We start from the raw sequence: 25,218 nt of genomic DNA, 5'->3' as shown, positions 1-25,218 counted from the left end.
GAGTGATGAAATATGCCAACATTTGGTACAGAAGCATTGACGTTAATGGATTTACATAAACGGTATAAAGGTTCTAAAGATGGAATTGATAGCATTATTGAGGTGTTAAACCAAGCTAATCCTATCATGCAAGATTTACGTTTCAAAGAGGGTAACTTACCTACTGGTAACTTAACAACACAACGCACAGCATTGCCAAACCCTCACGTACGTGCGATTAACCGTGGTGTGCCAAATACCAAATCTAGCACTAGACAAGTAACAGATACGGCCGCAATGCTTGAAGACCGTTCTAGTGTAGATGTAAAGTTGCTTATGTTATCTAATGATCCAATGCGTTTTCGACAAACAGAAGATGCAGCACATATTGAAGGCTTTGGTCAAACCGTGGCAAGTATGTTGTTCTACGGCGATACAGATATCAATGTGGGCGAGTTTAATGGGTTAGCTAAACGATATAATGTGTTATCTACAGATAAGACACACTATGGATACCAAAATGTTAATATGGGTGGTACTGTAGCTGGTAAGTGTGGCTCCGTTTGGATTGTATGTCATGGTGATGATGGTGTCATGGGGATTTATCCTAGAGGATCTAAAGCAGGATTAACTAAAAAAGATTTAGGTGAAACTGATGCGGTTGATTTTGAAGGAAATAAATTCCGAGTAGTAGAAACGTTATTTAGTTGGGATGTAGGGCTTACGGTAGCAGACCCACGCCGTGTAGCTGCTATTCGTAATATTGATGTTAGCCAATTGGCTAGTGCCACAGCATCTCAACGTCAAAAATTTATTGAATCCTTTATTTATGCGAAGGGTCGTCTTCGTAATTTAGATAGTGGACGTATTAAACCAGTGGCATATGTACCACAGGAGATTAAAACAGCATTAGAAATAGCATTAACGGATAAAAACAATATTCATGTAACACGTCAAGAGGTTATGGGTGAAATGCCAAAACTTTATGTAGCAGGTATTGAAGTAAAAGCTTGTGATGTACTTCGTACAGATGAAGACCCAATCGCCAATGTATAGGTCAAGGAGGTATTACAATGATTACAGATTTTGAAAATACATTTTTCCCTGGTGAAGAAAGCTATAATTCAACGGGAACAACCATTTATTCTGATGTAGTAGATACTGTGAAAACAGGTGATGCCTATAATCAGTTATATTTGGCAATGAATAATTTAAAAGGTACCTCTGGGCAATTGACGGTTGAATTACAAACGAGTGATTCTGCATCATCTACGTTGTTGAAGAAACGTGTGGCAGGTCAACAGCCGCCGAATGTAACGATTACAAGCCCAACAGTATTAGGAACGTATAAATTAGATGCTAAAAAGGGTTCTAAGTTGACGGTCTTATTGCCATATGGCTTGAAGCGGTATGTACAGTTGAAAGTAACGTCTAGTTCAACGATTAACTCTAATGTATTGTTTGCTACCTTAACACCAGATATTGATTTACGATAAGATAAACTACAGGGCTACCTTCGGGTAGTCCTTTTCATATATAGAAAGAGGTACAATATGACGGAAACAGACCTCTGTAATATGGCTCTTTCACATATAGGAGAGGGACTTATTACGAGTTTAGATGATGACAATGAAACGGCACGTATCTGCAATCAATACTATCATCATGCTAGAAGATTAGTGTTATCTCAATATATGTGGGGATTTGCAAGACGTGTGGAGCCATTGGCAAACATACAGGTTGAAACCTATACAGGTGGATATAGACACACATATTTATATCCAGAGCACGCTTTACGAATCTATCGAATTATACAAGATACTGAAATACGGAATGGACTGTATACGAGTTACAGTGTAAAAGATATACCTAACTACGAAGTGTTTAACCTAGACACCAGTACAAAGGCGATTGGAACTAATATACAAAGAGCCTATGTAGATTATGTATTTGATGTAAGTGATCCTGATATATTCCCACCTATTTTCGTTGAAGCGCTTACAAGATTCCTGGCAGCAAGTTTAGCACAATCTCTAGTAGGGAATATGGAAATGTATCGAGCGCAGTTCCAAATTTATCAAGGAGCCTTACTAGAAGCTAAAAATATTGTTGCCTCTGAACGCCAATTTGATTTAGAACTGCCAGTAGGATACATCGAGTCAAGGAGAGCAACATGAGTACAGGTAATATGTATGTAGTACAGCACTCTTTTACAACCGGAGAAATATCACCAGAGATAGAAAACCGAAGTGATTTAGATAAATACAGAAGTGCTGTATTGATGGCAAAAAACTGCATCATACGTCCTTATGGGAGTATTTGCAAGCGGAATGGAACAAGGTTTATTGGAGAAACAAAGTATCCTAATCGCAAAGTGAGGCTCATACGATTTGTATATCCTGAACCTATCTTTTTAGAAGTAGGACACTTATATATTCGTATATGGAAAAACGATATTTATACAGGCATAGAACTAACAACACCTTTTGAAGAATCGCTATTGAATGAGTTGGATTTTAATCAGTCAGCAGATACATTCTTTATTTGCAGTGGTTTCCATCCTATTTATGTGTTGCAAAAAATTGGTAATCAATGGGAATTTAAGCTATTTAATTTAGTAGCACCACCATTTGACGATATGAATACAGATAGAACTCATAAAATAAAATATATACCTTCTAGTAACAAAGTGATATCTACTAAGGCCATGTTTACAGAGGGCATGGTAGGACAAGTCATTAAGATTAAGCATCGAATGCCAGCTGAAATAAAAAAGATGACAGGTAGAACTGAGTATGTTAGTGAACGGCGTCTCTGGCATAGACATGAGTATGAAGTACCCGGATATGAATCTATGGATATTGGAAGTTATGCAGACGATACAGATAAAGAGTGGAAAATAGTCACTCATGGTACCTGGTACGGAACTATTACGATACAAAAGAAGGATGGTACGGAGAATACAGAGTGGGAAAGCTATCGTCAATATAGTTCTAATGGTGATTATAATGTTACTGAAACGGGTAGCTTTAATAGAGGTACACAATTACGAATACTGAGCGAAATTACTAGCGGCAATGTATCTATTGATTTTACAATAAAACCCTATGACCAAGATGGCATGGTAGTTATTAGTCGATTCATTTCACCTACAGAAGTGGAGGTGAAAGTATTAAAACCTGTAGGGAAAGAAACGGAAACATCAGAATGGCAGCTTTCATCTTGGGGAAAAGAAGTAGGTTATCCTAGAATGAGTACATTTTTCCAAGATAGACTGGTATTAGGTGGATCAAAATCAAATCCTTATAAGTTGTGGTTTAGTCGTACAGGTGATTACCCTAATTTCGAAGTAGAAAAAGCAGATGGGAATGTTACGGATGATAGTGCTATTACATTAGGACTTATAAGTCGTGCTGCGTTTAATATTGTACATATGATATCAGCACAAGATTTAATTGTACTAACTGATGGTAACGAATGGATTATCAGTGGTTCAGAAGCCATCAAACCATCCAAGGTAGTACCACGTTCACAGACTCAACATGGGGCATCAAACTGTGACCCACAATATATAGGGAATCGACTAATTTATGTGCAAAAGAGGTCTTCTTCTGTACGTGATATGGGATATACTTATGAATCAGATAACTATAACGGAATTGATTTAACATTATTGGCCAAACATTTAGTAAATCAGCATAGTTTATTAGATAGTACGTTTGCACAACAACCAGATAGTATTTTGTATTATGTACGTGACGATGGAAAGCTAATTGCTTTGACAATCATTAGAGAGCAAGATGTTACTGGCTGGGCTCACCATGAAACGAAAGGTGGATTATTTGAAACGATTTGTTCTGTAGCAAATGGTAATGAAGATAGTGTGTATGCCGTAGTGAAGCGGACCGTATTAGGACAAGAAAAACGATACATTGAACGATTAGATAGTCCAGTAGATAGTAAGGATGTATCTAGCTATACTACGTTAGATTGCGCACTTGCCATTACAAATAATACTCAAACTAGTATACATGTAGAACACCTCAAAGGAATGGATGTAGTTCTATTACTCAATTATTCTGATGTACACCAGGTGCAAGTACGTCAAGATGGCACGGTGATACTGCCTTATGTGGCAAAAGATATCACTATCGGTATTCCTATTGAGTGTAAAATTGTACTACCACAAGTGTACATGGATATGAAAGATGGTACACTCCAATCTAGGACGGTACGAACTAATAGTATGATATTACGCCTTCGAAATAGTAGAGGAGGAAAAGTGGGTGTTACATTTAACCGAGGAATGGATTTAATTGGGGATGCCAGTCTTATACAAAATGGTAACACTATGTATACAGGGGATGTAAATATTAATATCCCAACACAGGGGAAAGGATTTGCCACAGATGCGAGTGTATGTATCTTACATGATGATCCATTTCCTTTTAACTTATTATCTGTTGTAAGGGATGTTTCTATCGGAGGAGGTACACTTGCAAGGTACAATAATAAAACGCAGTGGTAAGGCGAATGATAAGAGACTCTTAGGTGACTTAGTAGAATTAGCGAAACGTTTACGAACAATTGATGTTATAGAATGCATGGCTATGGGAGCAGATAATGCTACTCATGGACTTTTATTATCTACAGCATGCAGTGCGCAATGGTGGATAGAATACGAATGTATAGATGGAGTAGAGTCGCCTATATGGGCCTATGGAATAGGAGATGAGTACCATACAGGGTTAGGATACTGTATATGGTTTTTAGGAAGTCACCGATTACAGGAAAGTAAATATTGCCAACGTTATTTCCTAGAGGAAAGTAAACGAATTATTAATGAATGGCAACAGCAAGGATCCTTGTGGAATTGTATCTCCAAGGATAATACAGGCTCTATACGTTGGTTACGGTGGCTAGGAGCTACATTTATAGAGGGAGTTAATTTGCCAGAAGGATTCCTATTGTTTACATTGCCAAAGAAAGGAAGTGAATGATATGTGCATGCATCCATTAGCAATGCTGGGGATACAAGCGATTAGTGGCATGATGGGGGCTAAAGCAGAAACTAAAGCACAAGTAGCTATGTACGAAAATCAAGCTAAATTAGCAGAATACAATACAAAGATGAGTGAACGAAAAGCAGAACAAATTGCTGATAATGCAGGACGTGAGCAAAAGAAACTTACGGAGAAAATGCGATTAGCATTAGGTCAAAATAGAAATGAAGCGGGTGCCTCTAGTCTCATGTCTACGGGATCTGTAAAGGATGTGATGGATAGTAGCCATGATTCGTATGTAGCGGATAGTTTACAACTTTTACAGAACCAAAGAAACGATGTAGATTCACAAGCATTACAAACATGGAATTATAGGAATCAAGCTGCTAATGCGTATGCAGGAATACAAAGTGCAAAGCAAGCAGGAAGAATGAAAATGCTAGGCACCCTATTGAGTACAGCTGCCTCAGTACAATCGTATTTAGGCGATTATGGAAGGGTAGAAAACCCAATAAGTAGGTATTTGAGTCCTACAAGAACATTTAGCCCAGGGGCAAGTGGCAATGCTAATCCTTATGGTTTTACATCGGCTGATAGTATGTTTAGTAACTTTACTACACCGAAAGGAATTATAAGCAATAAGGCGGTAGGTATGGGAGCAGTTAAGCCTAACTACTTAGACCATATCTCAAGCGTTAAGAATTGGTGGAGATAACTATGAGATTAGAATCATATAATGAGCAAGTTAAACCGAATACAGGTCCTAGTGGTGGATTGCAAGGAAGCGGAAGTATAGAAGCTTATGGTGGGCAAATTGCTAGTGGTCTACAAGCCTTTCAAAAAGGTGTGAATGATCTGTATAATGTGCAGTTAAAAAATATAGATACTGAAATGAAACTGCAACAAATGAATGCGGAAACCGATTATAATAACCGCATTGCTGACCTTATGTACAACGACAAAACAGGACTTGCCTATACGACATTACAAGATGCCGCTAATTCTGCAGAGCGCTTTCGTCAAGAGGAAGCAAAGATACGTGAGGACATATCTTCAAAATTACAGTTTAAACGTTCACAGCAAGGGTTTTTACAACATGCAGACCAATCGTGGTTACAGAATAATACAAAAATGGAGAGTCATGAGCGTGAACAAGGTGATAAGTATAGAGATGTATCTGTAGCAAACTTTATTACAAGTTCAGCAAAAGTGGCACAGTTAGGATATACCAAGATGGATATTGTTAAAAGCCAATTAGATAACGTTTATAAAAAGATTGATGAGATGTATGGCTATGAAGGTGAAGAAGCAGTACGTGCTAGAAAGGATAAAGCTACAGAAGAGCTTTTACAAGGCGTATTACATGTAGCAGGCACTGAAAAGAACAATCAAGCAATCGATGGAATTATTGAAGTGGCAAAAGATGCAGGAATGATGCCGGAAAAGTATAAAAAGTTTGAAGAAGCGGCGAAAGAGTTTAAGGTTAATGCTGTACTAGAAGATGAAGTTCATCTAAGAGATGTTCTAGCAAAAAATAACAATGATCCAAAAAAAGCAGCTTCGTATATGCTGGAAAAAGAAAACCCATTGAGAACAGGTAATATGAGTTTAGATTCATTCTTAAATGCAGTACAAGGGCAAGAAAGTGGAGGAGATCCCACCGCAGTTAATAATAAATCAGGTGCATATGGTTTGTTCCAAATTATGCCAGAGAATTGGCCAGAATGGTCAAAACAAGCAGGAGTTGGAGACAAACCAATTACAGACCAAGATGCTTACATGAAAGTGGTACGTCATGTACTAGGTGGGTATTTTAATAAATATGGTGCGGAAGGCGCATTGGTGGCGTGGTTCGCAGGAGAACAAAATGCCATACGTTGGGTGAATGGAGAACCAGATGCCATCGATGGCAATGGAAATCACTACTCTTGGGATAAAGAGGATAATGGCGGAGGCACATCAATTCGAAATTATGTAAAATCTACAATAGCTAGAATTACAAATAGTCACACCATGACAGACGGCGAAAAGGCAGATTTTCTTGCAAAAGCAGAGCAAAGGTTTACACAAATACAAGCTAAAATAAAACGAGAACATGAAGAAGAGGTACGAAAGAAAGTTAAAGATTTAAGACTAATGGCGCATCAAATGGAACAAACTGGTTACTCACCAGGTGAGATAGCGAATATACTTGAGTCACAAACTAATGATTCACCTGATGTTAAGGTTGCATTGATAAGTACTATAGAAGGCTATAGTAATGAACAAAAAAGAAGAGATGCAGCTGCATTAAGGGCGGGACCAGCTAATGAAGCTATGATAATGGAGGCAATATATCAAGGTCAAAGCTCTCAAGAAGTCATGAATTTAATAAAAAACTCAGGGGTATCTTTTAGCAATGAATTTTATCATAAAGCGTATTCTGCATTAGAAGATCGTTCAAAAGGGACAGGAAGATTTAGTGCAGCCGTAGGGCAATATAAGTCCGTAGTTCAAGATAGGCTAGGGTATTCAAACAAAGATATGAATGCTTTATGGATAGGGGCTTCTGAAGTAGGAGCTGCATATAGAACTAAAGTTTATTCTGAAACTGGACATTATCCGTCAGATGAGGAAATGGTAGATACTTTAGTAGAGGCAGTTCGTAAGAGGACATTTACAATACAGAGAAATTGGTGGGTTAATACTACTGGAACAATATCACAAACACTGGCTAGACAATATGGAGGTGATAGCATAAATATTGGACCAGGTGATGATGGTGGACAATATGTAAGCATTATGAAAGATGGACAAATTATACGTTCCATTGATGTTGATACATGGAAACGAGAACATGATTTCAATTGAGAATCTAATAGCTATGAGGGAGAGGTATAATGACAGAAAACAAACGTATAACAGCTGAAGATGTCAGAAAAGGTGGTTTCATAATATATGATAACCCTAAATATGTAAAAGACTTTGTTCATGTAGATGATGAAAAAGAAAGGAATATGTCTTTTGGAGATCGTCTAGATAGTTTATTTGAAAACTCTAATAGCACATTATCCAAGGCATATAGAAAGATAGCCTATAATGATGCGGACTGGTCACAAGATGCCATAGAGATAGGTAAAACATTAGACATCTCACCTAATGTGCTTATTAATGGTGGACATGATGTCATTGAACGAGCTAGGGAAATGAGTATTAGAAAAAATACTTTAAATGATATGGAAGCTTTTAAAGCTGAGTATCCAGAGTTTTCTAATATTCAATACAGTAGTGAAGCAGAAGCTATAGAGCTATTAAAGAATACAGAAAATGTTCGTCAAACACGAGGCATATGGGATTCTATCCAACAAGGCATATGGAGTGGTAATGACCAATTATTACTAGCCAAACAAGGTAGAGATTTGGCTTACGAAACAGATCCTAACAAAATTGTGGAAATTAACCATGAGATTGAACGATTACAAAATAACCTTAGTCAATATAGAACAGAAGGAAGTAATTGGATAGAATCCATTGCAGGCGCCACAGCGCAACAAGGCGTAATTATGGGGCGACAAATTGCGTCTGCTGCCATGATAGAGGGGACAGCAGGGGCTACATTAGGGGCTACTGCAGGTGCTATGGCTGGTGGAGCAGGGGCTATTCCAGGGGCTATTAGTGGATTTGGTCTTGGGTTTAGGTTGGGACTGGGTAGCGAAATTCAAAAAATGTCATTTGGTCAGAAATATTTAGATTTAATGGATAAAAAAGATGCCAATGGTAATCAAATTTATAGTAATGAGGAAGCTAAGATTCGTGCATCGGTATTTTCTCTTCCTGATGCAGCGATTGAGATGGTAGGACTAGGATTGGCTGTAAAGTCAATCAAAGCAGTTAAGCCTGGTGTATCTGTATTGACTAAGATGATAGAAAACCAAAGTAAAACTGCCATTATGAAAGAGGGTGCTATTACCACTGCCAAAGAATCTTTCAAAGCTGGATTAAAATCTGGTGCTAGTGAGTTACTAGAAGAAGGCTTACAGGATATCAATGATAAGGTACAGACCAATCTGTGGGGCAAACAAGGGGATGTGCATTATAGTTTAGCAGATATCGGTATAGGATCTATTAATGCCATGATAGATGCAGTGCCAGCCGTTGTTGGTCTTGGTGTATTAGGTGGACTTGGTGGTACAGCACACACCATACATCAGTTTAGAGCCTTTCATAGGTTGAGTCCTGAGCAACAAGACATGGTGGTACAGTCTGATATCAATCAGAGAGGTAATCAAGTAGTCAGTGCGCTAATTAAAGAAAGTCAAGTGAACCCATTGGCAAAAAAGAACCCTGAGTTATTTGCTAAGACTATTCAAGCTACAGCAGATAAGCAAGGAATTGGTACTGTATATATTAATGCTCACGAGTTAGTAGATACCCAGCAGGGGCAAGAAGCGATTCAAAGTTTAATTAATTCTGGAATTGTGACACGAGAAGAAGCTACAAAAGCCATTGAACATGAAGCAGCTTTACCAGTACCTATTAGCCAATTTGCACAGCTTAACACAGAAATAACAGAGGATACAGTTAAAGCTTTGGAAAAGGCTACATTTTATACAGAAGGTGGCATGTCTGTAGCAAGTATAGAGCAAGCGGTCAAAGGGGCGAAAGCCTATCAAGAACATTTTGCAGGAGAGCATGCTAAAAAGATGGAAGCCGTAAAGGAAGATATCATGAAGGAGTTCTCAAATCATAGTGATAGAGAAAGAACCCTAGCTGAAATGGTTGTATCGAGTGATCCGTATCATATTAAACAGGCCTTTAATGATATGTATAACCAAATGGAAGAAACCTATCGAGAGACCTATCATGATGAGCACAAGGCATTGGAGTATGATAAGGAAGGTCCTAAACCTAAGTGGTATGATGACCATGTAGCTATGCACCATCGAGCACCCAGCTATAAGGACCGTAGACGGATTGCCTTTGAGCATGGTAAAAAACAACTATCCCAAGAGTATGCTGATGTCATAAGTGATAGTGCTATGGAAACCGCCATGAATCGTTATAAGGAAATGGAAGAAGCATTACAAGACCTAGAAGCTATGGATAGTATCAAAGATACTTTGTTCAAAATTGCAGATAGTGATGTCCATGTTCGCTCTAACTTATCTGACGAAGGATACCAAATCTATAAAGATTTAGTAGGAGAATTAAAAAAAGGCAACCCTGCTGTTGCTAGTCAAGCAAAAGAGGGTGCCTTAGTGATGGCAATGCATGCAGATGTCATGGCCAATATTATGAAGAAAGCTGGATACGGTCACTTTACAGCCAAAGATTATATGGAACGTATTCAAATAGAAGCTAATGCAAGAGAAGTGGCAGGAAGTGGATACGCACAACCTATAAATAATGATGTGGATGTAGACACTCCAATTAGAATTATCGACGTTACTCCACTCTTTAATAAGAATAATTTGAACCTCGATAAAAAGAGTATCATAGAGCAACTAAAGAATACGTTTAAAGAGGGAAAATTAAGTGCAGATAATAAAGCTGTATTAGGGATCCCTAATAGTCTCAAACGTCGCCATTTAGTGTGGAATCAAATTAAAGGAAATCAAATGAAAAAAGCATTTGATATAAGTCTACTTACACTTGATGAACTCGTTAAAAGTAGTGTTCTGATAGAATCTATTAAGAATCAGAAAAAGGATAAAAATATAGAAAAAGGTAAGGTAGAAAACTATCATTATTTTTATGTGCCTATGAGGGTTGGTAATTATGTATATACCATGAAAATTGTTGGGGAAGAACAACAAAATGAAATTACCCTTAATCCTACAAAGATAGATTTATATTCGATTATACCAACAAAAAAAGAGAGCACCCCTCACTTGCACGATGGCAAGATAAATGGAGCGAGCTCTCTTTTTAATACATTTACTATACGAGATATGCTGAAAGATGTCAAGGATTATGAGGGTAATAACTATATTGATGAGGAAGGTAATCCTAACTACTATGCACAAAAGGCAGATGATACTATGGGCGCTCTTAAGGATAGCCGACCTGAATGGGAAGTAAGACTAGAACAAGATAGTATTGCCTGGAACTCTGTAATGGATCACTATAAAGATGGGGAAATACAAAACAGAGACGTTAGACTCATGAGTACACCGATTGTGTTACAAATGTTAGGCTTTTCAGCGCATGATATAGAAATAACACCTTCTGTATTAGCGAAGGTGTTAAAGGGAAAACATGCAGATTCTATTGATACGGAAGTGTTAAAAGATTTACCTAGAGCCATTGCTAATCCTGTGGCAATATTTAGAAACTATGATGGAGAAAAACGAGAATACATTGACAATCAAGTTATTGTTGTAGTTGATATTGCGGATAAACAGGGGGAAATTATACAGATCCCTCTAGTATTTGATGTAGAGAAACGAAAAATAACAGTTAACCGAATCAAATCTATTTTTGGTAGAGGAACTTTAAGTTGGTATTCAAATAGTTTAAAATATCATTCATTGTTATATTATGGCAAAAAAAAGACCAACCTATCGGGCAACGGGGCAAGTTACGCCCCAACCAGGACAAGTTGGTCTATTTATGACTCAAGTATACAGCAGGATACAGAAAATAGCAAGGGAAATTTTGAAGAAGATGTACAAAAAAAGACCAACTTATCGGGCAACGGGGCAAGAAGGGCCCCAACCAGGACAAGTTGGTCTAACATAGCCCTTATTATAGAACAACATTTACAAAAAAGCAATGAAAAAGTGTTGACAAGTGAAGATTTAGATAAAGCACGTGCAGCGCAACAAAATAGATATTATCAAGCTGAGGAAAGTTCGAAATACAGAGGATTAACCACAGTATATCCAGAAGAACTTGGTAGTAAACGGCTCATACAATTATTCGATGCCGCTAATTTTTCTACCTTTATCCATGAAAGTGGTCATCTCTTTTTAGAAGACTTGCGTATGCTTGCCACAATGGATGATGCCCCTAAACAAGTGGTAGAGGATTGGAATACCATTAAAGAGTGGAGTGGATGGTCAGATACAGAAAGCGCTAATAATACGGCTGCACATGAGAAATTCGCTACAGGTTTTGAGGCCTATATTCGTGAAGGAAAAGCACCAACAAAAGTATTGGAACGTATATTCCGTCGTTTTAAAGAATGGCTCAGTGCTTTATATAAAAGTGTAACACTCCTAGGTGGATTACCACCTAAAGAGGTGCAAGATGTCATGGCACGTATGCTTGCAACAGAAGAGGATATCAATTCCTATATCACACAGCAGGGATTAGATAGCTTTGAAAGAACGGGGCTATATCAATCTTTTACAGAAGAAAAGCAAGTAGAATGGCAAGAAAAACTCGATCGCATTCGAGAAAAAGCAAAAGAAAAAGTGCTGACTACGTATATGAAAGAATTGTCCAATACAAAATTAGAAGAGTTTGAAGCATCTATTCCTGAGTTGGAAGAAATGTTACAGCGACAATTAGTAGAACAATATCCAGTGTATCAAGCAAGAGTACGTTTTGATGCCTTTGGTGTAGCTGGATTAGAAGGGACACCGTACCATAGCGAACAGGCTCTTATAGACGGGGAACTTAACGATGGTATAGGATCTATGAAGGAAGTGGTTGCTAAGGAGATACAATCTAAGCGTGAAGAAGTAGAGCGATTTACACATGATTATGAAGCGGTTAAAAAGATTGCAGAAGAGTATTTGCTTACCACAGAGGGAATGCAACGAATTACTGCATATGAAGCGGAAGCCATTCGTAAAGATACTAATAAAGCAGTAGCAAAACATTTTGAGCTTATTAGCGCTTTAGGAGATATCGATGTCAATGATCCATCCTCTATTGAACGTGTAGCATCTGCTATAAAGGATGATAAGGTACAAAAGAAAGTTTGGAAATTACAAGGAAGAGATTCAGCACAGCAAAGTCAAGAAATAAAAAAACTGCAAGAAGAATTACAAACAGGGATTAGTAATATGAGAGCCTTACGTGGGTTATCCTTATGGAGTACAGAAGATATGATGGAGAAAGCCCATAATGCCTTGCGAACTATGACAATCCCACAGGCTACTTCATTTAAAACGTACCAAAATAAAAGTGCTAGCTCTGCAAGAAAGGCAGATATTGCTATTTCAAAGGGGCAAATGGATGAAGCCTTTCATCATAAGCAACAGCAGTTATATTATCAAGCCATGGCACGTGCAGCCTATGATAATTTACGTGAGGTGGAAACGTTAGAAAGGGATTTAAAGAAAAAGTACCAAAGCATTTCACGACCTAAATCACCTAAACGGATTCACTCTTCTGCTAGATACTTTATTCAACATATGATGTATCAATTAAATTTAGTCAATCGTGATGGCATAGAACCATCTAAAGGGTTTAATATCGGAGACGTACTATTGTTGCTAGATCCTGATGCGGAGTTCCAGGATAAAGCGGAAACCAAGATGACGTTAGACCCATGGATTATGGAGCTACTAGAAAAGCCAAAATCATGGAAACAGTTAACGTTTGACCAATTACTAGATATGGGGCAATTACTAAAAGCAGTTTACACACAAGGTGCACAACAGTATGAAGGTGTAAGTATCCTAAATGAACAAGGCGAAAGTATCTCTTTTGAAGATGCAGGAGCAGAACTCATCATTGAAGGCAGTAAGCGATTACAATCAAATACTAAGGATTTACTAACGCAAGCCAATCAACAAGGATTCTTTGGACGGTTACAAGATACATTCTCTGGGTATATGTTAAGCCTGGTAAAAGTAGAAACTATACTTCGTCGCTACGATGATGATAAGGCTGGTGTATGGAATCGATATATCTACGAACCAATTAATAGAGCCACTGTAAAAGGCAAGGAGATGTTAGAAGATGCCACTCGTAATTTACAACAAGTAATGAAAGTATACGGGAAAAAAGAACTATTTCATATCAGAACAGAACGTATGTATAACATTGGTACTGTGTATAGCATGACTAAAGAGCAGGTATTAGCCTTGGCTTTAAACTGGGGAACAAAAAATAATCGGCAACGTGTTATTGAAACGGTAGGGTTAAGTGACCAGGAAGAAGCAGAAGTTCTAATAGATAAAGCATTTAGTGAGTTTCTAGATGCCAAGGATTGGGATTTTGTAGAGAAAACTTGGGAACTCATTAATTCTTATTATGCAGAACGTAGCGCCGTTCAAGAGCGATTATATGGTTCACCTATGCATAAAGAAAGAGGTGTGACTTTCACCATTAATGGACGTAAGATTCGTGGACAATATTATCCTATCGTATATGATCCGACTGTAGATGGCGCTGCTAAGGATTATGAAGTAGAAGATATTATAAAATCGCAAATGTCATCTAGCGCTGTATGGGGTATGGGTATGAGTGCCACCAAAAGTCGTGTACAGTTAGTGAAAGGGAAAAAGCTACTACTATCCTTTGATGTAATTCCTCGTGCTATTGATGAAGCGATTAACCATATTAGCATGCGTGAAGCGGCTACGGATGTGAATCGTTTATTAAATAATCGGGCACTCAGTGACTATATTGTTCGTACTACAGGTGTAGAAACATTACAAATGTTGAAGACTTGGGTACGAGATAATTGGCAGAGTGAGATTAGTAAATCTTCACGGTTAGATAGAGTATTGCAAGATTTAAGACGAAATACATCTATGGCTATTATGTCCTATAGGACGAGTACAGCCTTACTTAATGTATTGAACGTGATTCCGATGACAAAAGAAATTGGCTTACTAAATACAATCCGAGCTCTTACAGAGTTTATGGGATACCCATTGTCCGATAGGTATGTATCAAACCGAAAATTTGTTATGGAGCGAAGTATCTTTTTACGTGAGCGTATACATACGCTAGATCATGATTTACATGAAGGGTTAAGCATTGGCGGTAAAGGTATGACCTTCTTTCCTAATAGTGACATTGGGCGAAGAATATCTGAAACCAAGCACATGACAAAAGAGGTGCGAGATACGATTAGTCGGTATGGATATGTATTTATCACTGAAACAGATTTAATGTTGTCTATGCCGTTATGGAAGTTTGCGTATGAACAGAAAGTAGCAGAGTTATTGCCTAAGGGACTGGATCAAGAATATATTGAAGCGGAAGCTATTTCAGCTGCGGATAGACAGGTTCGTAGAGTGTTTGGTTCAGGGGATACGAAAGACTCTGTAGAGTTACAACGAAAGAAAAATAGCCTAGTAGCTCTTTTTACACCGTTTTATACGTATGCCAATACAGTTTTAAATGCATTGGTAGAAGGTGGTTATGCAGCTGTGGACAAACAAGACTATATGAAACTGTTTAACCATATCTTATTTTGGGTAGTATTACAGAATATGTCGGAGGCTTTGTTACGGTCTACCTGGTCTGGTGATGACGATGATGCAGAAAGCCTTTTAAAGAAAATGTTATCGTCTGTTGTGACTGGATCATTTGTAGGTTTTCCAATACTTAGAGATGGAGTTTCCTTGGCTATGGATATGGCTATGGGAAAACCGAGTATGAGCAAAGGAAATGAAACTGTTGCACTTAGTCTAATGCCAAAATTATTAGAGTTGTATAGAAATGTGAAAAGCAGTAAAAAATCTTGGATTGATGTGATGCGGTCAACAAGCCAGGTGAGCAATCGACTCACAGGGTTTAGTGATACCTTTACCGATGGTTTTTGGACACTGGCAAAATGGTCATTTTCTAATACAGAAGCTACACTAAGGGATTTAATCACTGCCATTGCATTTGATAAGAATCTTCGAAGTCGTGAGGAAAAAAGAAAATAGTAATTAGGAGCTATCTATCGTGGGTAGCTCCTTTTATATTCAAAGGTACAGTAGAAAGGAGACACATATGGTTAATGATGAAAGAGTGAGTATCATGTACGAAGGGGATGGTCAGAATAAGACCTTTGCATACCCGTACTCGTTCACAAGGAAAGAGGACATTGTAGGTTACGTAATTAGTAATGGGAAAACAAAACGAATTTCTACAAATTTTGAGTTTAATTCTACTACTAAGCAATATACATATCCAAAGAATGGTACTCCACTGGCAAGGAATGAAAGTGTATTGCTTACTAGGGAAACTCCACGGAATAATACATTACAGTTGCCTAATGAACCAATTTATACAGCATTACAAGGGCAATTAGATAAGATTGTTCGTATGATACAGGAATTAGGTAGTCATCATAAAGGTATTCCACTACAAGTGTTATCAGAACAGTTTGATACTGTAATTCCGACACAAATAGGAAACGCCTATTTACGTATCAACCGTGAAAGAAATGCAATTGAACTTGTAGAGAATCCATTTGATGGAGTGGAACGTATTACAAGTGAAGTCACATCTACTAAAGCTAATATTGATAGAATTAAAGAGCAAATAGATGGGATTCATAGAGAATCACTGACGATGCATGGGGAAATTAAAGAAAAACTTAGTCGTTTAGAAAGAGATACTGAAACACTAAAGGAGAGAGCAAAGCAAGAAATACGATCTACAGAGCAGACAGTGTTACAAAGCTTAGAACAAGTAGAAAGTGACATTACAAAGCGACTTAAAAATAGTGATATCTTACAAGGTGTAGGAGCTGTAGAAACTAAAGCACGAGAAATAAAGGGTTATGTCGGAACTATGGAAAACTCCATAGCAGAATTACGTAATATACAATCCTCTACTATAGCTACTAAAGAAGAGATTAATCAATTAAAAGCAAGTGTTATTGAAAAGGCAAGTGCTGCAGAAGGTCATGCACACAATTTAGAACAAGCTATAGAAGAAGTAAAGGGTATATCTAATGGGATTCAAAGCATGCAACAATCGATTCTGGATAAGAATAGAGAAGCTGAATCAATGAGAGATACTGTGAATCAGCTATTACAGGAATATAAAAGTTATGCTGCCACTATTGTAAGAGATATGCAAGGATATGTGTCTAGTGCTACATCAGAGGTGCAGAAAGCCAAGGAATGGGCCAACAAAGCTGGAGCCGCCAAAACTGGTAACTGGGTAACGCAAGAAGATCTACAAAGTAAAATTAATAATTGGGTAACAAAAGAAGAATTTCAAAGTAAAATTGGAAATTGTGTAACACAAACAGATCTACAAAGCAAAACAACTAACTGGGTGACAAAAGGTGAGCTACAAACGATTCAAACGAATATAAAAAATGATATAAATCGTGAATTGATTGCACCCTTAAAAGGAGCTATTAAAAACGATATTGGGCGTGAATTAATTTATCCATTACAAACATCTATTGAAGAGGAGAAGAGAAAGGTAAGTGATATAAATAATTCTATTGCCACTAAAATTAGTGAACATAATATAGACTCCACTGCACATAATCTTAACAAATACATGAGTATGAAGCCTATGCCTACGGGTATCAACGATTGGAATAATCTCACAGATACTGGTATGTATGAAGCAACCGCAAGCATGTGGGGGTGGAGAAATGCACCTAATGCTACACGGGTTTACTATTACGGTGTAGTACAGGTTATTAAAAGTGATACTAATAAGATTACGCAATTATTCTACTCCTATGGTGCGAATAACAAACCTTGTAATATCTGCTATCGAACGTTCTATAACGCATGGGGTGCATGGCATTATCATGGCGATTATGATGCAACCGTTACCGATATAACAAGACATAATGAAGGCTTAAATATTACAAAAGGCGATGTGACAACAGTTTTAAAGCTTTTAACAACAAATAAGGCAGATACAAATACAAGCCTTGCTCCTACACTAGCAGTGGTAAAAGAATTATTAAGTGATGTAGGTGGAAGCACAGGGCAAACGTTAAATGTACAAGTAAAATATACCGGAGATGATGAAGGATATATCTTAATTGGTCAAGGGGAAAATACAGTAATCATACAATTTGGATATATACGCATAACACATTCAACGGGAGAAGCACAATATACAGCAACCTTCCCAATTGCATTTAGAAAAAAATGTTTTGGAATATTTTACAGCCACATTAATCCACGTTCCGATAAGTGGCTAGCAAGTGTTCAAACAAAAAAGCTAGATATAACATCAGTCACAATTTCTGAAGTCATTGGAACACAAAATTCACGGCGTACTGTTATATATATGGCGATAGGTGTTTAAAGGAGGTTTATATGGAGAATAAATATATTTTTGTCTTAGATGAAAAAGGTCTCCGAGTAACTACCTACTTAGTAGGATTACATGGAGACACAGAAGAATCAGTATTAAATTTTGCTAAAATGCAATATCCGAACCATACATATCTAGTAGGTAATCAAGATATACAAAATGAATTTTATAACAATAAATGCTACATCAACAGTAACTTTATTGACTATGTACCCGAACCCGTAGTACCTACTAAAGCAGAACATATTGCAGAAATTAAAGCCTACTATGACAAACGTTTTGAAACATTAGAACAAACGCTAGCAAGACGTACATTAAGTGGTGCTAGTGTAGCTGATTTACAAGAGCAGTATAAAAAACTTACACAAGAAATGATTGCAAAGATTAAGGAGGTAAAGTAAATGGATAATTACGAAGTACACTCAGATATTCCCGTAATGCATTTTTGTGAATGGTGTTATGCTACACTCAATCAAGACGGTACTTGCCCTACTGAGGGATGCATTCACAACGATTTAATGAATATGGAAGACAAAAAAGAGGAATAATATTGTTCAAGAGAGATGGTAGGAGTGATTATGAACAGAGCTAGAGATAAACCAGATCTGATAAGTTTTATTGTTTAGGTGTATTAAAAGGTAAAATGGTATTCGATATGGGATTTTTAGAATCTCTACGAGATATTCTAGTAGAGTCGTGGATTATAAAGGTGGGACTATCCCTTATAGGTAGTGCCGCTATATGGCTAATGAATTTAAAGCACGTTCAAGTACTGGGCGTGTTTATTTTATTAGTTTTATTTGATTTGCTGACTAGATGGGGAGCGATTGCCTATCAGATGTTAGTAGAAGCGGGAGCAGACAAAGAAAGTATATCTGCTTGGGATAAGTATATAGCAATCATTCCTGCGTTTGAAAAGGGATTAATTTCATCTAAACATATGAGAAAACCCTTTGTGACAAAGGTAATGACATATGTATTTGCTACAGCCATAGGTTGGTGCTTTGATTTTATGGCAGGGAAAGAAGCCTTTGTAGTTAATTTAGTTTGGTTATATTTAGCCTCAGCAGAATTTTTGAGTGTACTAGAAAATATGCGTGATGGTGGAAATGTAATGATGGGAAAGTTTTTAGATACCATCAGAGACATGATTGAAAGTAAGTTCAAATTTAAGTTATAAGGAGACATATATGAAAATTGGAAATTATTTTGAGGATTATGAGTTTGCCTGCAAATGTCATCGACATAATGTAGTAGATGGGAAAAATGTGTTGGATCATATTATTGACAAACGTTTAGTAGATGTATTGGATAAAATCCGAGAACGTGTAGGACGACCAGTATATATCGAAAGTGGATACCGTTGTGAAGACCACAATCGTGAGGTAGGTGGAGTGCCTAACTCTCAACATGTATTAGGAACAGCTGCTGACATTACAGTGGACGATATTAGTGTTGATGAATTAGCAGATATTGCAAAAGAGTGTGGTGCAGATGGTGTTGGCAGATATTATGGACTACAATTTGTACACATTGATGTCCGAGGTTATGATGCGGAATGGGAGCAATATTAGGAGGTTGAAATGTATGGAACTATTCTTTCATGGATTAAGAAACACACGATTATGCTTGCTAGTGGCTTTGGTACTATTATCTGTGCCCTGCTATACATTTGCGGAACAGGGAGTGACATTAACACAAAGCGAATACAAGATGCTCAGCAAGAACTTAGACGAGCTCAATACAATCAACAAGAAGCAAGCAAACTCAATCGAGAGGTTAGAGATGCAGTTGAACGTAGCGAAGTTATCAACGAACGAATCGAAAGTAGCATTACTAGAAGCGAAGCAGCTACTAGAAGAACAGAGGGAGCAGTTGAGAGCATCCAAGGAGAAATTAAATCTACAAGAGCAGAAATTGACAGAGCAGCAAATCTCATTGGAGAAAGCCAATCTATACTTAGAAGAGCAGAAGGAAGAAATAAAGAAGTACAAGAAAAATAGTCAAAAGCACCGATTTATTGAGGTGCTTTTATTAGGTGGACTAGCCTATAAAATGTTTCGGTAACGTATAAAAAACAATTTATAACGTTATCAATAAAAACTGTTTTTGGGAACGGTTGCACAACCGTTGCACAACCTTTTTTACAAGAATGGCTTAATACCAAAGGTTTATAGCAATATATGCGTTATGTGTATCATAATGCCATCATGGATGAGGAAGAATAATTTTCTATAAAAATCCACCATTTCATGATATACTATAAGCAAGTAAATATTTTAGATTTGCAAGGGAGCCTATGTAATAGGCTGAGAAAGGACTATGAAGTACCTGACCTTTTGACCTGATCGGGATCATGCCCGCGTAGGAAGCACGCTGACATATGTGGGTATCGATGTAATGTCGATACCTTTTTGTGTATAGAGCACCCAAAATAGGCTCCTTTGTAATGAAAGGAGCTTTTTATGTTTTACACACAAATGCAAGCAGCCCAAAAAGGCATTGTTACCGACGCGATTAAAGTGGTAGCAGAAAAAGAAAACATGGATGTTGAAGTATTACGAGACTTAGTGGCAAAAGGACATGTAACAATTCCGTGCAACAAGCATCATACATCTTTACAACCAGAAGGAATCGGTCAGAAGTTACGCACAAAAATTAATGTAAACTTAGGCACATCCAAGGATTGTACAGACTACGAAGAAGAGATGAAAAAAGTCCATCATGCAGTGGCATTAGGGGCTGAATCGATTATGGACTTGTCTACACATGGTGATACAAAAGTATTCCGCCGTCTACTCACAAAAGAATGTCCCGTTATGATTGGTACCGTGCCTATCTATGATAGCGTTATCCATCACCAAAAAGATTTAGGCGAATTGACAGCTGAAGACTTTATTTCTACGATCCGTCTCCATGCAGAAGATGGGGTAGATTTTGTTACCTTACATTGTGGAATTACGCAACATACAGTGGAGCAAATTAAACGTCACAACCGAAAATTAAACATTGTGAGCCGTGGCGGTAGTTTAGTCTTTGCCTGGATGTCCATGACTGGTCAAGAGAATCCGTTCTATGAATACTATGATGAAATCTTGGATATTTGTGCAGAATATGACATGACAATTTCCCTTGGCGACGCCTGCCGTCCTGGTTGCTTGGCAGATGCTACAGATATCTGTCAAATCGAAGAACTTGTTCGACTTGGGGAGTTAACAAAACGAGCTCGCGAACGTGGTGTACAAGTGTTAGTGGAAGGTCCTGGTCATGTACCATTGAATCAAGTGCAAGCTAACATGGAAGTACAACAAACAATCTGCGATGGGGCGCCGTTCTATGTATTAGGACCATTAGTAACAGACATTGCACCAGGCTATGACCATATTACAGCTGCCATCGGTGGTGCAGTGGCAGCCATGCATGGGGCAGCCTTCCTTTGCTATGTAACACCAGCGGAACACTTAGCCTTACCTGACGAAAATGATGTGAAAGAAGGCATTATGGCTTTCAAAATCGCAGCTCATGCCGCAGACATTGCAAAAGGTATTCCGAATGCACGAGATCGCGATGACCGGATGGCAGAGGCACGCCAAAAACTCGATTGGGAAGCACAATATGCAGTAGCACTAGATCCTGAAAAAGCACGTCGCATCCGTGAAAGTCGTGCCCCAGAAGAAGGACATAAAGAAGCTTGCAGTATGTGCGGAAAATTCTGCGCCGTACGGAGCATCAATAAAGCCTTAGAGGGAGAGAAAATAGATATATTATAAATGAGAAACGAAACAGCCAACTCTTGGATAGGAGTTGGTTGTTTTGTTGTATAGATAAATTGATTATAGCAATACGATTGATGTATTATATAGATAGTAAATATGTTTTTGTGTAATGCAACTAGTGAATTTACATGAGAGTAACATTTGAGAAAATTGTTTTTTTGAGGTGCATGATGAAACAATGGAAACTATTGGCACTGGGATGCGCACTATTAGCGCTAACTGGTTGTGCAAGTATGGACTCTACTATACAAGTAGATAGTGACTTTAGCGGGAAATGGGAAGCGCAATTGCATACTCCTGAACCTTTAAGTAAAACGGATTTAGAAGCTGGGTTTGACGACAGTGTAAATAAAATTATTTATGACCGTAAGCATATAGGTGATGAAACATTTGAGGAAAAACAAAATAAGGAGAAAGAGACTTTAAAACAGTTTAGTGCAAAACATATTAATGTAGAGGCTGTTGATGAAGCTGGTAAGGCTTTGAATAATCAAACAGATGCTAAATCTGAATATTGGAAAATTACAGCTTCTTTTTCAGATGAAAGTGAATTAACTAACAGTTACAGAATTATTTATGGTGCCATAGATAAACCTGAAGCGCTACATGTTATCTATCCTTATGGTGAAGAAAATAATGCATATATGTTTTTTATGGGAAAATCCTATGGAACAACAACTATCACAGTAGATGGGGATATTAAAACTGATTTCAAAACAGATGGTGTAGTGAATGGTAACACAATAACTTTTGAAAAAGATCAAAATATCCGATTTGTGTTTCTAAAAGCATCTCATACTGTTAGAAATGTAATGATTGGTGTAGTAGTATTTGGTGTGGTAGTAGGCGCCTATATTCTGTGGCGAAAACGAGGTTAGTAGTATGAACATGAAGAAATATATGCTAATTATATTAGGTATAATCATGATGGGGCTGGATTTCACAGGATGCACATCTGATACATCAGTCGGTGATAATCCCGATTTGTCGGGTACATGGTATCATTACAACCCTCCTTATGAAGACAACGGCTATAATGGTGGGATTGTTTATAAAATAACATTTGAAAAGGTAAGTGACCATGTATATAAAATGACTGAATCTAAGTTTTATATGCGTAATGTATATGCGAAACATCAGTTGGTAAACGAAAAAGAATATGGTACTGATCATGCAAGAATTACGAAATTAGATATTGCGAAGGGACCAAATAAAAATGGAGTGGTACCTATCTATGACGACGCTTATGAATGGGTGCCTTATTATGATGAAATAAAAGAAGATACATTAATGACAGTCAGAGATGGTAAGGCTTATGATGCGGCGTTTGGTGCTACCCACACAATTAAGAAAGAAAATGGTAAGTTAATACTTGTCAGCGGTAAAGATGATAACTCTATTATGTATAAAACTGATGACTCTTTCTTTACATTTGCTAACGAACAAGAGGCAGCTAACATCAAAAAGAAAGTAGACATCGATAATGCTAATAGTCCCAATGAAGCATATCAAATACGCAATATCACTTTCACTGTGAAAGAAAGTGATAAAAAGGTCTATGCTCATTCTAATTAGAAGTACAATAAGTATGATATATCTATATGTTTAAATGTCTACAATGCTTGATATTGCATATATTTATGGAGTATGATAGTGGTGTCATTATAGTTATTTTTTATAAGTGTGAGGTGTGCTATGAGAAAAAGAACAGCAATCGCTCTTATCTTGGCCAGTGTATTTGCAGTTAATGCAGGGACTGCTACAGTAGAAGCTAGTTGGTTAAGTAAAACATTAAAGAAATTAGATAATGCTTTGGGGGTTCCTGATGGTGATACGCAGGTGACAAAACAGAGTGATGGATATTTACATTTACCACAAGTCGGGGAACGCTGGATTCCAGTAGCTGAAAATCAGTATTACAAAACATATTTAGACCGTAGAACGGCTATAGCAGGTGGTGAAGCACAAAATAGGTTTGTAGCAGGTAACTTTAAAAGAGAATTCACGCCTATAGGCTCGCATTGGCTTGGAGAGGTAAACAATGACATTAAGCCTGATGTTATTACGGTAGGATATAGCTACATGATATATAGTGTAGATGAGTATTCGGTTCGAAATGATCCTACTCCAGCGTATTATGATATACATGGGAACTTAATTTATAAAAGTAGAGCTATAAGGATGTTAGAATTAGATAGAACTTTTAGCGTTACTTATACACCTGAATCAGAACAAGAGCGTATTAAAGATAGAGTGTTCCACCTATTCGGCTGGGATTACTAATCGTATGTTATCGCAGTATTTTTGTATATAATCAACTAATATACGAACATATTGATATAAAGCAAGGTACCCCTTGCTTTCACCCAACAGTTTGTGCTATACTAACCAAGTATGAATACACACGCAACTAGACTATCAGTTCTGTGCGCAATTTCGCGTTTGCTGAGGGATGAGGGTTGCGGAGGTTTTTTAACAGGAGGTGCCAACATGGCAGTAGTATCACTTAAACAATTATTAGAAGCTGGTGTTCACTTTGGACATCAAACAAGAAGATGGAATCCTAAAATGGCTAAATTCATCTTCACTGAACGTAATGGTATTTATATCATTGACCTTCAAAAAACTGTAAAAAAAGTAGAAGAAGCGTATGATTTCTTACGTGAAGTAGCTCAAGAAGGCAAAACAATCCTTTTCGTAGGTACTAAAAAACAAGCTCAAGAAGCTGTAAAAGAAGAAGCTCTTCGTGCTAATATGTACTTCGTTAACGAACGTTGGTTAGGCGGTATGTTGACTAACTTCAAAACTATCGAAGCTCGTATTAAACGCTTAAAACAATTAGAAAAAATGGCTGAAGATGGAACATTCGAAGTTCTTCCAAAAAAAGAAGTAATTCGTCTTCGTCATGAATGGGAAAAATTGGAAAAATATCTTGGCGGCATCAAAGATATGCCAGAAATGCCAGGCGCACTTTTCGTAATTGACCCTAAAAAAGAAAAAATCGCTATCGCAGAAGCTAAAAAATTAGGTATTCCTGTAGTAGCTACTGTGGACACTAACTGTGATCCAGACGAAGTTGATTTCCCTATCCCAGCAAATGATGACGCTATTCGCGCAGTTAAATTATTAGCTGGTAAAATGGCTGACGCTATTTTAGAAGGTCGTCAAGGTGAACAAGACGCTTTCGGTACAGAAACTGCTTCCGAAGAAGCTTAAGAATCTGTAAGATTATTTAACAATATATACAGACATAGTCTTAATTGATAAATAAGTAATAACGATGT

The 25,218-nt window shown here is 37.5% G+C and carries 19 protein-coding genes and 1 riboswitch; all 19 genes read left to right on the top strand.

Annotation, left to right across the window (positions count from 1 at the left end):
* The first annotated feature begins 12 nt into the window (after positions 1-12).
* The 19 genes from EO114_RS00780 to rpsB all read left to right on the top strand — a co-directional run bounded on the left by EO114_RS00780 (position 13) and on the right by rpsB (position 25,150).
* Positions 13-1,035, top strand: a complete 1,023-nt coding sequence (locus EO114_RS00780) for a major capsid protein (protein WP_127060930.1) — start codon at positions 13-15, stop codon at positions 1,033-1,035.
* A gap of 17 nt (positions 1,036-1,052) precedes the next feature.
* Complete coding sequence (locus EO114_RS00775; RefSeq protein ID WP_127060928.1) at positions 1,053-1,475, top strand: hypothetical protein; 423 nt, start codon at positions 1,053-1,055, stop codon at positions 1,473-1,475.
* A gap of 57 nt (positions 1,476-1,532) precedes the next feature.
* Positions 1,533-2,156, top strand: coding sequence for a hypothetical protein (locus EO114_RS00770; protein ID WP_127060926.1), 624 nt, complete (start codon positions 1,533-1,535; stop codon positions 2,154-2,156).
* Complete coding sequence (locus EO114_RS00765) at positions 2,153-4,507, top strand: hypothetical protein (protein ID WP_127060924.1); 2,355 nt, start codon at positions 2,153-2,155, stop codon at positions 4,505-4,507. Before EO114_RS00770 ends, EO114_RS00765 begins: the two co-directional genes overlap by 4 nt.
* Positions 4,476-4,979 (top strand): hypothetical protein, encoded by a 504-nt coding sequence (locus EO114_RS00760; protein ID WP_127060922.1) that lies wholly within the window; start codon positions 4,476-4,478, stop codon positions 4,977-4,979. Before EO114_RS00765 ends, EO114_RS00760 begins: the two co-directional genes overlap by 32 nt.
* A gap of 7 nt (positions 4,980-4,986) precedes the next feature.
* Positions 4,987-5,697: a hypothetical protein gene (locus tag EO114_RS00755; protein WP_127060920.1), complete on the top strand. Its 711-nt coding sequence runs from the start codon at positions 4,987-4,989 to the stop codon at positions 5,695-5,697.
* Between the two features lie 2 nt (positions 5,698-5,699).
* A complete protein-coding gene (locus EO114_RS00750) occupies positions 5,700-7,832 on the top strand; it encodes a lytic transglycosylase domain-containing protein (RefSeq protein ID WP_127060918.1) in 2,133 nt (710 codons plus the stop codon).
* Positions 7,833-7,861: 29 nt separating this feature from the next.
* Complete coding sequence (locus EO114_RS00745) at positions 7,862-15,802, top strand: RapH N-terminal domain-containing protein (RefSeq protein WP_127060916.1); 7,941 nt, start codon at positions 7,862-7,864, stop codon at positions 15,800-15,802.
* Positions 15,803-15,869: 67 nt separating this feature from the next.
* The gene (locus EO114_RS00740; protein WP_127060914.1) at positions 15,870-18,149 is read left to right on the top strand and encodes a pyocin knob domain-containing protein; all 2,280 of its coding nucleotides are present in this window, start codon (positions 15,870-15,872) and stop codon (positions 18,147-18,149) included.
* A gap of 11 nt (positions 18,150-18,160) precedes the next feature.
* Positions 18,161-18,559 carry a hypothetical protein gene (locus tag EO114_RS00735; RefSeq protein WP_127060912.1) on the top strand — a complete coding sequence of 133 codons (399 nt, stop codon included), beginning with the start codon at positions 18,161-18,163 and terminating at the stop codon, positions 18,557-18,559.
* Positions 18,560-18,706, top strand: coding sequence for a hypothetical protein (locus EO114_RS07825; RefSeq protein WP_164723729.1), 147 nt, complete (start codon positions 18,560-18,562; stop codon positions 18,704-18,706).
* Between the two features lie 95 nt (positions 18,707-18,801).
* Positions 18,802-19,338 (top strand): hypothetical protein, encoded by a 537-nt coding sequence (locus tag EO114_RS00730; RefSeq protein ID WP_240629043.1) that lies wholly within the window; start codon positions 18,802-18,804, stop codon positions 19,336-19,338.
* Between the two features lie 10 nt (positions 19,339-19,348).
* Positions 19,349-19,732 carry a D-Ala-D-Ala carboxypeptidase family metallohydrolase gene (locus tag EO114_RS00725; RefSeq protein ID WP_127010610.1) on the top strand — a complete coding sequence of 128 codons (384 nt, stop codon included), beginning with the start codon at positions 19,349-19,351 and terminating at the stop codon, positions 19,730-19,732.
* 9 nt (positions 19,733-19,741) lie between these two features.
* Positions 19,742-20,161, top strand: coding sequence for a hypothetical protein (locus EO114_RS00720; protein ID WP_127060910.1), 420 nt, complete (start codon positions 19,742-19,744; stop codon positions 20,159-20,161).
* A 276-nt stretch (positions 20,162-20,437) separates the two neighbouring features.
* Positions 20,438-20,546: riboswitch (TPP riboswitch) on the top strand.
* Between the two features lie 77 nt (positions 20,547-20,623).
* Positions 20,624-21,928 (top strand): phosphomethylpyrimidine synthase ThiC, encoded by a 1,305-nt coding sequence (thiC, locus tag EO114_RS00715; RefSeq protein WP_127060908.1) that lies wholly within the window; start codon positions 20,624-20,626, stop codon positions 21,926-21,928.
* Between the two features lie 176 nt (positions 21,929-22,104).
* On the top strand, positions 22,105-22,812 hold the full coding sequence (locus EO114_RS00710) for a hypothetical protein (protein WP_164723728.1): 708 nt from the start codon (positions 22,105-22,107) through the stop codon (positions 22,810-22,812).
* A 4-nt stretch (positions 22,813-22,816) separates the two neighbouring features.
* A complete protein-coding gene (locus tag EO114_RS00705) occupies positions 22,817-23,509 on the top strand; it encodes a hypothetical protein (protein WP_127060905.1) in 693 nt (230 codons plus the stop codon).
* Between the two features lie 120 nt (positions 23,510-23,629).
* Positions 23,630-24,217 (top strand): hypothetical protein, encoded by a 588-nt coding sequence (locus EO114_RS00700; protein ID WP_127060903.1) that lies wholly within the window; start codon positions 23,630-23,632, stop codon positions 24,215-24,217.
* A 207-nt stretch (positions 24,218-24,424) separates the two neighbouring features.
* Positions 24,425-25,150: a 30S ribosomal protein S2 gene (rpsB, locus tag EO114_RS00695; RefSeq protein ID WP_062402636.1), complete on the top strand. Its 726-nt coding sequence runs from the start codon at positions 24,425-24,427 to the stop codon at positions 25,148-25,150.
* Positions 25,151-25,218 lie beyond the last annotated feature (68 nt).

This window comes from Veillonella sp. 3627 (assembly GCF_003992195.1).
GTDB lineage: Bacteria > Bacillota > Negativicutes > Veillonellales > Veillonellaceae > F0422.
This window is presented reverse-complemented; position numbering and strand designations above follow the sequence as displayed.